The 11,891-nt window shown below is 37.3% G+C and carries 10 protein-coding genes; 3 read left to right on the top strand and 7 right to left on the bottom strand.

Annotated elements, in window-relative coordinates; all coding sequences use genetic code 11:
* Window positions 1-3: 3 nt before the first annotated feature.
* The gene (locus tag ABC374_RS26625; RefSeq protein WP_413020160.1) at window positions 4-1,173 is read right to left on the bottom strand and encodes an ATP-grasp domain-containing protein; all 1,170 of its coding nucleotides are present in this window, start codon (window positions 1,171-1,173) and stop codon (window positions 4-6) included.
* A 365-nt stretch (window positions 1,174-1,538) separates the two neighbouring features.
* Here ABC374_RS26625 and ABC374_RS26620 point away from each other — a divergent pair, with 365 nt between their 5' ends.
* Genes ABC374_RS26620 through ABC374_RS26610 form a run of 3 tightly spaced genes read left to right on the top strand, consistent with a single transcriptional unit; the run spans window position 1,539 to window position 5,025 of the window.
* A complete protein-coding gene (locus ABC374_RS26620) occupies window positions 1,539-3,296 on the top strand; it encodes an ABC transporter ATP-binding protein (RefSeq protein ID WP_413020159.1) in 1,758 nt (585 codons plus the stop codon).
* A 23-nt stretch (window positions 3,297-3,319) separates the two neighbouring features.
* Window positions 3,320-3,994 (top strand): response regulator, encoded by a 675-nt coding sequence (locus ABC374_RS26615; RefSeq protein ID WP_413020158.1) that lies wholly within the window; start codon window positions 3,320-3,322, stop codon window positions 3,992-3,994.
* Entirely contained in the window at window positions 3,991-5,025 is a 1,035-nt protein-coding gene (locus ABC374_RS26610; RefSeq protein ID WP_413020157.1) for a sensor histidine kinase, read from the top strand. Before ABC374_RS26615 ends, ABC374_RS26610 begins: the two co-directional genes overlap by 4 nt.
* A 587-nt stretch (window positions 5,026-5,612) precedes the next feature.
* Here the strand turns inward: ABC374_RS26610 and ABC374_RS26605 are convergent.
* The 6 genes from ABC374_RS26605 to glmS form a co-directional block, all read right to left on the bottom strand.
* Window positions 5,613-6,020 (bottom strand): hypothetical protein, encoded by a 408-nt coding sequence (locus ABC374_RS26605; protein WP_413020156.1) that lies wholly within the window; start codon window positions 6,018-6,020, stop codon window positions 5,613-5,615.
* 148 nt (window positions 6,021-6,168) lie between these two features.
* Complete coding sequence (locus ABC374_RS26600) at window positions 6,169-7,059, bottom strand: CPBP family intramembrane glutamic endopeptidase (protein WP_413020154.1); 891 nt, start codon at window positions 7,057-7,059, stop codon at window positions 6,169-6,171.
* Between the two features lie 81 nt (window positions 7,060-7,140).
* On the bottom strand, window positions 7,141-7,695 hold the full coding sequence (locus ABC374_RS26595; protein ID WP_413020153.1) for a hypothetical protein: 555 nt from the start codon (window positions 7,693-7,695) through the stop codon (window positions 7,141-7,143).
* Between the two features lie 357 nt (window positions 7,696-8,052).
* On the bottom strand, window positions 8,053-8,424 hold the full coding sequence (locus tag ABC374_RS26590; protein ID WP_413020152.1) for an iron chaperone: 372 nt from the start codon (window positions 8,422-8,424) through the stop codon (window positions 8,053-8,055).
* A gap of 379 nt (window positions 8,425-8,803) precedes the next feature.
* Window positions 8,804-9,253: a hypothetical protein gene (locus ABC374_RS26585; protein WP_350300889.1), complete on the bottom strand. Its 450-nt coding sequence runs from the start codon at window positions 9,251-9,253 to the stop codon at window positions 8,804-8,806.
* 610 nt (window positions 9,254-9,863) lie between these two features.
* Complete coding sequence (gene glmS, locus ABC374_RS26580; protein ID WP_413020151.1) at window positions 9,864-11,666, bottom strand: glutamine--fructose-6-phosphate transaminase (isomerizing); 1,803 nt, start codon at window positions 11,664-11,666, stop codon at window positions 9,864-9,866.
* Window positions 11,667-11,891: the final 225 nt, after the last annotated feature.

Below are 11,891 nucleotides of genomic sequence, written 5' to 3'. Positions count from 1 at the left end.
CCCTTAGTTGAAAACCAGGTGTTTTATAGTCAAATATGGTATTAAATCCAAATGAAGCAATTGGAGATTTTTATTCAAATCCTCACTTCTATAAAAGATGATGGCCATGCTCCGGTCATTTTGGAAAGGAAGCTGCCTATATTCCAAAACATGTTCGAATTCATGACGAAGTCCTTCATGATCAATACGTGCAACATCTTCCAGATTTATTTCCAGTGGAACCTCTGCAAAGAAAAAACTATATATATGATCGTCCATCTCTTCCAATATCCGATTCCAATCCGGTTTCGTTCCTGAAAAATAGTGTTCATACATATTCATTCCATAGGCATGGTAACCTAGATCCGTTGTACCCGCCCCGGCAAAACGCAAGGGATTGATTTCGATGGGTATCACCCGGTTTCCTTTTTTGCGAATTTCAAAGTGTACCGGGTAATTCCTAAGGGGAAGGACCGTTTGAATATTCCTCATGAACTTTAGTGCATCATGATAGATTTCATTAATGGCCAACTTCGAAGTATAATAAATTCGATCGGAAGTATCGTAATCATCCTTGAATAGTCGTTTAAAGACATTCAAAATGACCGGTTCACCATCTTGATTGTAATAACCATCAATGGCATACTCTTCACCCTGAATCCACTCTTCTATTAAAACGGTCTGGGAACCGATCACCTCTGAATCATATAATCCATCAGAATGAAGTAAATCCGCTTTAAGCTGGTTCACGGCAATATCCCAATCCTGCTCATTCTTGACTTTGTGCACCCCTACACTTGAATAGCCAATATTGGGTTTGATAACTACCGGAAACGGTATTTGATTTTTACCCAAGTCACTTATAATGGATAAATCAATATCTTGGAAATAGAAATCAGGATATAAAGATTTCGTCAAATTTCGTACCTGACTCTTATCCTTCAATAACTTTGACCAAATGTATTCATTACTATTCGGTTGAAAATGACCTAATAATGTTATGCCATTTTCAGAGTTTGTAAGAATCCTTTTGTCCATTTCCATGGACTTGAAAAATTCTGTATCCTTTTGAATGTTTAGCTTTTCTGATGTTAATCTGTCTCCCCATCGCCCTTGTTCCAGCACTGGAATTTGCTTTTCCTCTAACACCTTTAGAAGAATTGGCGACACAATGGACTCATTCAAAATAATCATTTTTTCCACCTAACTTATACTGTTTTTTGTATCTCCATATTTAATCGGTTAAAACAGGTAAGTTTTTAGCTTATATAGGTATTTATTATTAAAAATGAATTAAAAATCAAAATATCACTATATCTTTTTACCTACCCAACCTAGTCTTGAGATCCTTATACATCTCCCTTACCGTTAACCATCGAATATTTAATTTTCTTTTCTTTTCATTAAAAAAAGCCGACACTATTTTAAGTGTCCGCCATATTTTTTCAACTTTACCATTCAGAAAAGGTTCACCAGAATTTTCGTGGAATAACTAAGACTAGTTCATATTCAATTCATAACTTCTTTATATACTTCTCTGTAATGAAAACCAAGAAAGGATGTATTTACATATGTCAGAAGTAAAAAATCAAAAAGGATGGCGCCAGTTCATTCGGTTGGTTCAACAGACGAAGCCTTCTAAACTAATGATAGGGATTGCATTAGCATTAAGCCTAGGTACAACAGGTGTAGGTTTATTGGTCCCTTTATTCACAAAAAATCTAATTAATGATTTTTCAATCAGTTCACTAAGCACTGAACGGATCTCACTTCTCGTTCTTGCCATCATTGTTCAAGCGTTGGCCAGTGGATTTTCCATCTATTTATTAAATCGGATCGGTCAATCTGTAGTGGCGGGTATCCGCGATCAACTATGGAAAAAATTACTCGTATTACCCGTGAGTTATTTTGATGAACATCCATCGGGAGAAACAGTCAGCCGAATGACAAATGATACGACTGTAGTGAAGGGATTAATCTCTGAACACCTCTCAAATTTCGTTACTGGAATCATTTCCATCGTAGGCTCCATGATCGTGTTATTCGTACTGGATTGGAAAATGACATTATTGATGTTCACTGCAATTCCACTCTCTGTTTTGATATTAATGCCATTAGGGAAAAAAATGCATAAAATTTCAAAAGGGATGCAGGACGAAACAGCAAGCTTCACCGCAGTCCTTCAGCAGGTGCTAACGGAAATACGCCTTGTTAAAGCTTCGAATGCAGAAGCTTTGGAATATCAAAATGGAAAAAAAGGCATCCATAAATTATTTCAATTCGGATTAAAAGAGGCTAAAATCCAAGCGTTGATTGCGCCGCTAATGAGTTTTGTGATGATGGCATTACTCGTGCTGATTTTAGGTTATGGTGGAATGCGCGTTTCTTCAGGAGCCCTGACAGCTGGAGCTCTAGTTGCATTCATCATGTATCTTTTCCAAATAATCATGCCAATGGCTCAATTAGCCAGTTTCTTTACACAATTTCAAAAAGCAACGGGTGCAACAGAGCGCATCATTTCCATTCTGGATTCAGTGGAGGAAGAAGATGCGAAGCAGCCCGTTCAAAATATGAGTCAATCTATCAGCGTGGAGAACCTGAACTATAGTTATAATAATGGAGAACAGGTACTTAAAGATATAAGCTTTAACGTTGAAGCCGGAAAGGTCACTGCAATTGTCGGCCCAAGCGGCAGCGGAAAAACGACCCTTTTTTCATTATTCGAGCGTTTTTACAAACCACAGCAAGGGTCCATTTCCATAGGCGGGAAATCCATCAATGATTTCACACTGCTTTCATGGAGAAGCCAGATTGGATATGTTTCACAAGAAAGCCCGATTGTATCAGGTACAATTCGAGATAATATTTGTTATGGCATCGAACGGGATATAACGGATGAGGAATTAAATCAAGTGGCTAAAATGGCGTATGCAGATCAGTTCATTTCTGAGCTTCCGAACGGATATGATACAGAGGTTGGTGAAAGGGGCATGAAATTATCAGGCGGTCAAAGACAAAGAATCGCAATCGCCCGTGCATTTTTAAGAAACCCCAAAATATTAATGCTTGATGAAGCTACCTCCAGCCTAGACAGCAAATCAGAAAAAGTGGTTCAACAGGCATTGAATGATTTAATGAAAGGCAGAACAACAATAGTCATCGCCCACCGCCTATCGACCGTTATCGGTTCAGATCAAATCATCTTCCTTGAAAAAGGGAAAATAACAGGCAGCGGAACACATAAAGAGCTGTATAATACGCATTCATTATACCGCGAGTTTGCCCAACAGCAGCTGCACAAACTTGAACTGGCCTAATTCACCGAAAGGAAAGAAGAAGGATGACAAAAATATTGATAGTCGATGATGATGCACATATTCGCGAACTTATAAACCTGTTGTTAAGAAAAGAAGGATTCAATCTATATGAGGCCTCAGATGGACTGCAGGCATTGAAAGTAATGGAAAAAGTGAAAATCGATTTGGCAGTCATCGACATTATGATGCCTAACATGGATGGATGGCAATTATGCAAGGAGTTACGGGAATTTAGTGATATTCCCATTTTAATGCTGACTGCAAAAGGGGAAACAACACAGAAAGTAAAAGGTTTCGGGCTTGGGGCAGATGATTATCTTGTAAAGCCATTTGAACCGATCGAATTGGTTCTGAGAATAAAGGCATTACTAAAACGCTATAAAATCACTATTTCACAAACATTAAATATCGGCGAATTAAAGATGAATCGCAATACTCATGAAATGTCATTCAAAGAACAGGAATATACGATTCCATTAAAAGAATTCGAATTGTTGTTTAAATTAGCAAGCTATCCTGGAAAAACTTTTTCCAGGGAAGGTCTTATCGAAGACATTTGGGGCTATGATTATGAAGGTGATGAACGAACTGTCGATGTTCATATTAAAAGAGTGAGGGAACGGTTTCCTGAATCCGAATTCCCCTTCCGGATTAAAACGATTTGGGGATTGGGCTACCGTTTGGAGATAACGAGATGAGAAGCAATCGATTTTTCAAACAAATGTTTGGCACGCTGTTTTTTGTTACGTTTATTTCAATTTGCTTTTCCGCCGGTTATTATATCATTGAACTATTGCCCTTAAGGTTAACCGATTATGTTCGGTTTCTGGCCACTATCATGACAAGCATCGCAATCATGATATCCATCGGTTACCTTATCCGTGCTATCCATCACAATAAACGGGTAAATATTTACCTCGAGATCATAGATGCCTTAAGGAAAATAGCAAATGGCGATTATAATGTACAATTGGATTTTAAAATGGGAAAGAGAAACGAAATGACGGATATCATTAACCACTTCAATCACATGGCCAAGCAATTGAAGCAAATGGAGGAAATGCGGCAGGAATTCATTTCTAACGTCTCACACGAAATACAGTCGCCCCTTACCTCCATTGTAGGATTTGCCCAGGCTCTTCAATTTAATAAGCTGACAACCGAAGAACGAAATCATTATCTTAATATAATTGAGACAGAGAGCCGAAGATTATCTAAATTAAGTGATAACCTTCTAAAGCTTACATCCCTAGAATCCGAGCATCATCCTTTTGAAAGGACAGATTTCCGGCTCGATCAGCAAATACGAACCATTATTTTGGCTTGTGAACCCGCTTGGTTGGAAAAAGAACTCGAATTGGATATATCCTTAGAAAAGGTTCCAATAGTTGCAGACCAGGACTTAATGAGCCAAGTATGGACGAATTTAATACACAATAGTATCAAGTTCACCCGCCATCGCGGAAAGATCACGATTCGATTACAACAGATTGATAGCCTGGCATCCATAACGATATCCGACAATGGAATCGGCATTTCCGAACCCGACCAGTTCCATATATTCGAGCGATTCTATAAAGCCGACCTGGCAAGGGAACGCTCAAAAAGCGGCAGCGGTCTAGGCCTATCCATCGTGAAAAGAATTATAGAGATGCATGAAGGGACCATATCCGTGAAAAGTGAACTCGAAAAGGGAACTACTTTTACGATCCTGCTTCCTATTTCATAAAAACCAGCTGACTTGTCAGCTGGTTTAAATCTATTTGTAGTTATTGTTTCTTCAGATTAATATCCGACCACATTTTTGGCCTTCCGCAGAATTAAAATGAAAGCTAAATAAAATCACCTATCCTGGATAGCTTTTTGAGGAATTAAAATTTGAACGTTACTTTCCACTTTGTTTTAAGATGAGTTCGAGGCCAAACTTTCATTAATTTACATTTCAGAAAACCAAGCATTTCAAAGTACGGCAATTCCTTTTTCTATCTCTTCTTCTGAAAGTCCGCCAAAACCGATCATCACCAATGAAGGCTCCGTCTCCTTTCCATCCATAATGGGCCGTTCTGCTTCATTTCTTAACAAATATTCCGGTAGACTACTTAGAAAAGGCAGTAGATAGAAATTTTACTTGAAAGAGTTATGTGCAATATGTTACCTCTTTTTTTCTTTTTCAATATTAGAGATGATTATTTTGATATTTTTAAATAAATCCGTCTGATAATAAACCCTATTCCTGCAATCGCCAATAACAGAATAATTGTTCCAACCAAACTAAAATTGTTTAAAACTTTAATCACCTTCTTTATATATAAAAAATTATTTAGCAGTAACTCCGAGTGCCCCGCCACTATGACTAATAGTCGCTTCAGCATAAGTTGTCGAATATGCTACAGAGGCTGTATATGGATATGTTTGTTTAAGTGTACAATACTTTCCAGAAGTGCATGACGCTGTTAAGGTTTTATCTTGCACCTTACCAACACCACCAGATCCAACTAATCCATAGGCAGTATGTCTAATTTTTGTAGTGATTTTTGTAGGAGTTCCTTTGGTAACTGTTGTCGTTACATAACCACCAAAAGAATTATTAACAATTCCATGATTTGATGATACAGACAGACCCTTTAAATTCGCACTAATTTTTGGGATAAAATTACTTCCTGATACAGTTGAAGTTTTTACAGGTATGGTAGTTGAACTTGATGTTTTTGTATAAAGGTTCACAGCCCTTTAATAAATATCTTAAAGTAGTTTGATTGTAAGATTTGTATATCTCGATTTTATCAAAAATCAATAGCATAAGGAGTTCCAATTTCGGAACTTCTTGTGCTACTTTTGAGCTATAAAAGAGATTTATTTATGAAAGTAGTCCTCAGGGATTGGCAGCATATTTAACCTTTATAATATATATTGTCAGGAAAAGAACATACATCAAAAACAACAAAATAATATATCTATCAAAGAATTTAACTTTTTCACTTTGAAATTGATTATTTTTTCTTACTTTTATAAATAAGAAAGTTAATATAGATAGAAAAAGTATTAAACCAGTTATGGTGGTAATTGGAGACACCATTACCTTAAAATAGGTTACAGTAACCTTTTCCGGGAAATGCATGATGATCCTCATTATTTCATTCACTAAAAAGTGAAAAAAGATAGCCGGAACGATACTTCCAGTATAGATGGTTAATAGTGCAAGAGAAATACCCATTACAAATGCAAAAACCAAATTTCCCACCGTCATATGATAAATGCTAAAAATAAGAGCACTTAAAATTATGGCCGATTTTATGTTCATTCTCTGATATTGTTTTAATAATATACCCCTAAAAAGAATTTCTTCACTAATCGCCACTGAAAAGCCAATCATGATAATGCTGCAAAAACTTATGTTTTTACTACTCTCCATAAGTGTACCAACAATTTTATCAGCAGTAAGCCATTCGCCCGTTAGTAGATAATATTGGGTCCTACCAAAAAACACAGTTAGCATGTGAGTTATACTACCCATTAAAATACCAAGAAGAATATATTTTACATGTACCTTTTTAAGCTGAATGCTAGATAAGGTTATTTTTTTCTTTTTTAAGAAAAGAAAAAGCATATAGATAATAACCAGTTTACTTATAAAGAAAAATAATTGTTTGTTTATTTGCAAAAAAAGTTCTTGTAATATAAGTTGTGTAAAAGGAAAAATAATCATAATTAGTATTGTTATATATAATATAAAGCGATGAGTTTGTTTAATATCAGTATCCATTCTTACCCCTTTGTGATACAGATATTTTCAAATTCTAAAAAACCTTTTTAGAATAAGGGTTACATTTACACTATTGCCAACTTATTTTGTTGCTACTTTTTTATATTTAATGTAGGTTTCATTTCTTTGTTCTGATTTTATCAAATTCCCAGTTGGACTATATGTTTTTAGTGTTCCAGTCAATTTCCATGTTTCTTTGTATTGATTCCATTTTTTCGTTGCCGAATATATCTTTTCTCCTCCACCAGAAATAACTAATTTACCGTATATTTCTACCTTGAAGGTAAGGTTAAGACTCCATTTTGTAGTATCAGTCACTTTTTTGTGAAAGACACTTGATTGTCGTTTATCTGTGGCTGTTTTCCAAGTATATCGATTACAAGTAGCACACACTGGAGATATACCAATTCTATTATTAGTTATTTCTCCTGTTCTTTCATCTACATGTATAGGTATTTCTTGACCTAAAAGTACATCAGTGCCTGATAGAGTTGTATATTCTGACAGAAACTCACCTGATTGGCTTTCCTCTTTTAAATCAACTTCTTTAGTTGGAGAACTTGCAAAGGTTGATGAATTAAATCCAAACAAAAATACAGGAATTATTAATATAAAAATATATAGTAACTTCTTCATTTCTTCACCCCACCTAATATTTTTTCCTTAAATACCCACTATGAATTTTGTTTTAATATTTTAAGTAGTTTGGTTGTAATATTTGTATATCTCGATTTTATCAAAAACCAAAAACACAAGGAGTTCCAAATTTGGAACTCCTTGTGCTTTTTTTGAACTTTATACTATTTATGGAATCGCAACCGTAAAGGTGAGGTCATAAGGACCGAGGAATCTCCTTTTTGCCTATGGAGTTAGATCAGACGGCAGATATGAGATCTTATAACCTCAGGGCCACATCGATTCACTTCTTAAATGAATAAACCCCGGATAATGGACACTTTAATAGAGGGTCAACTCACCCTTAATCAGCTTTTATTATTTCCGCCAAAAAGTTGAACAGTCTGCCTTATCAAAAATATTAAACTCGATCATTTTTTCAAGTAATGAGTAATCAACCGGATTATCCCACTTGATACGTACCAACTGCTTGGTGTGATCATAGCCAGCCTGCACGATTTCATCAGAGAAATGATCGATCCCTGCCTTTTCAGGGGCAACAGCCAAATGATGTTTGGCTACGCTAAAGCCAATGATATATGAGTCATGATCGGTAAACATAGGCTGGTTCCACGCAATTTTCGGCATTAGATTTGGAAATTTCTTAGTTACCCAAGCCAAGACTTCTTCCGTTCGTTGCCTATGTTGCGGGTTATCAATATTCGCTAAAAATTCTGCAAAAACTTCCATGTCATTCTCTCCTAAATTAAAAAAATTTTATGAAGTCTTCATTTTCAACAATGCACCATAGGAAGATCTTTAACTTTGCTCTAATGAATGCCGTGATTCCCTACCGATGGATGTAATAGATTGCATTAAACAACTTTATTGTCACTGCACATCGTTTCCTATTCCTTAGCCTGCTTTAATCCACTTATCAACTTGAGAGGTTCTCGTTATTTTAGACATAAAAATACCCCTTTGGCTAATCATAGCCAAAGGGGTAAAGCTTCGCAACTTTTTATAAACAGTTAATCTTTATTTAGATCTACTTAACATTGTTCAGTTACAAAAAAGTCGGGTACTGATTGGATATTTAGCATCCGTTCGTTGAGGAAAAAATCTTGTATTATCGTACCTCTACGACAAAAGTATAAGAGGAGTCTCCATTTGACCATTTAGCGTTCATTTCAATTACATACTTTCCTTTTTCCGACGGTAAGGTTATGTTGTGTTGATTCAAAGGTAATTCTTCGCCACGCTTTTCTTCTTCCCATAAATAAGCCTGTAATTGTGGTTGGGAGCCATCATTAAACTCTACATTTGCAACTGAACTTTGTTCAACTATTTCCGCTTTCATATCTTCAGCAATTTGAAAGGGTGCAGCAGCATCGGCGATAACCGTCGTATTGGAGAGGAAACTCTTTTTTTCCCACTGATAAGTACCTCTAGCTGTTTCGATATTTACATCGTTTATTTTCACTTTCACTTCTGGTGGTTCTTCTTTGGTTTCATTCGAACAACCTCCTACTATAAGTAAGAGCAGCATCAATATAGCGTATAATTTCTTAACTTTCACGTTAATCCCACCTTTTTTTGTTAGACGTTAACTATGTATAAAAGTTACATGCCTACTTCTAACTTTTTGGGTTCACTTCAAATAGGTGGTCTCTTCTATTTGTTTTAAACCAACAATAAGATTAACAATCTTATCCAAAAGTAAATTAATACTGTATCTCGAAATAAAAAGGATAAATTTAAAAGACCAGCCTAATATCCAGGCTGGTCTTTTGGTTTATTCGTAACATGAATTATTTTTAATTACCAATCTCGTTAGAACAGGACTACCACAGGAAGAACTATCCTTTGATTCAGTTGCTGAAGTAACAGAATAGCAGCAACTAGAAGCTAGATTCATACTGCACACTCCTGTTTCAGGGAGATCCAACTGTAACTCTTTTGCACCTTCAACATCCTCTGTAAGGTAATCCACAACATCAATATTTGTTGAAGTCCTCGGCTGAGTTAGTTATTTATCCGCTAATATAAAAAAGTATTATATATAAAAAAAGAAGCATAGGATATAACCCTATGCTTCTAGTGCTTAATCTTTATATCGGGTACCCAACTTTGTTGTTCAGTACCCGACTTTGTTGTCTTTCAACAACATACATTGCATTCATTCCAACTTACTCAACCGTTACACTTTTCGCAAGATTACGCGGTTTATCCACGTCACATTCGCGATGCAAGGCTGCGTAGTAAGCAATGAGCTGCAGCGGGATAACAGAGATAAGGGGTGTTAATAGTTCATTCACTTCCGGGATGACGAAACGGTCATCCTCTTCTTCAAGCCCCTTCATGGAAATGATGCAAGGGTTGGCGCCTCGGGCAACCACTTCCTTCACATTACCACGGATGCTTAGGTTGACGCCTGCTTGCGTAGCAAGAGCTATGACAGGAGTACCTTCTTCAATCAAGGCGATCGTTCCATGTTTAAGCTCTCCGCCAGCAAAGCCTTCAGCCTGGATGTATGAAATTTCCTTCAGCTTAAGGGCCCCTTCAAGCACTACATAGTAGTCAAGGGAACGGCCGATGAAGAAACAGTTTCTCGTAACGGACAAATATTCACGGGCGATTTCTTCCATCTCTTCTTTCGAATCACATAGGGCTTCCATTGCCGTCGCTACGATTCCAAGCTCTTTTACAAGGTCGAAACCATACTCCATGTTGCGGAATTGGCCAGTTACATTTGCCAAGATTGATAAGACTGCCACTTGAGCTGTGTAGGCCTTTGTAGAGGCAACGGCAATTTCAGGGCCAGCATGCAGCAAGAGCGTATAATCCGCTTCACGTGACAATGTAGAGCCAGGTACGTTCGTGATGGTCAGGGCTTTATGACCAAGCGCTTTGATGGACACTAATACGGCACGGCTATCTGCAGTTTCACCACTTTGTGAAATGAAGATGAATAACGGTTTTTTCGATAATAACGGCATATTGTAAGTGAATTCCGATGCCACATGTACCTCAACCGGAATTTCAGTCATTTTTTCGATGAATTGCTTACCAATCAACCCTGCATGATAGCTGGTTCCGCAAGCAATGATATAAATACGGTCAGCCTCACTTACGGCTTCAGTAATGTTATAATCGATTGCAAGTTTACCTTCTTCATTTTGGTAAGCTTGAATGATTTTACGTATGACAGCTGGCTGCTCGTCGACTTCCTTGAGCATATAGTGAGGATACGTACCTTTTTCAATATCACTTGCATCCAGTTCAGCAGTGTATGGAGCACGCATGACTTCTTCGTTGGAAAGGTTCTTGATTGTTACCTTTTCATTTGTCACGATAACCATTTCCTTATCCATCAGTTCAAGGAATTGATCTGTGACTTGCAGCATAGCCATTGCATCCGAAGCGACAACGTTAAAGTCTTTTCCGACGCCGATCAGCAGCGGGCTTTTATTTTTTGCGACTAAGATGGTTTCATCATTTTCAGCATCCAATAGGGCAATTGCATATGAACCCTCTAATAGTGTGAGTGTTTGACGGAACGCCTCTTCCACTTCCGTGCCCTCGTTCACGAACTTTTCTATCAGTTGAACGATGACTTCCGTATCCGTTTCACTTTTAAAGGCAACATCCTTCAAATATTCACGTTTTAGAATCGCATAGTTTTCAATGACCCCATTATGAACTAAAGTCAATCGACCTGAATTACTTTGGTGAGGATGGGCATTTTCACGACTTGGCACACCATGGGTGGCCCAGCGCGTATGTCCAATTCCGGTATGTGCCAGAGTATTTTCATCCACGGCTGCTCGTAAGTCCGCGATCCTTCCCTTTTCCTTAAAGATTGTCACGCCTGCTTTATTTCTCACAGCAATCCCTGAAGAGTCATAACCGCGATATTCAAGTTTTTCAAGACCTTTTAATAAAATTTCCTTTGCATCGTTAAGTCCAATATATCCAACAATTCCACACATAATTTCTGTTCCTCCAACCGATTCGAGGGAACAGGAATGCACGGGGGCATCCCTGCCCCCTCATCTCTGATATATATTTTTATAAAGGAAATGCCCTAGAGCACTTTTTCCCATTGTGCATTTCCAACCCTTTGTGCAGTAAGTTGCCCTACTGTTTTAAGATTGGAATTATTGCGGCTGTGCACTTCAGCCGGGAGGTATCCGCCGATCATTCGATAAACCTCC

It is taken from the genome of Peribacillus phoenicis (genome assembly GCF_047238085.1).
Classification (GTDB): Bacteria; Bacillota; Bacilli; order Bacillales; family DSM-1321; genus Peribacillus.
Note: the sequence above shows the minus strand (reverse complement) of the source record. Positions and strands in the feature narration are given on the sequence as shown.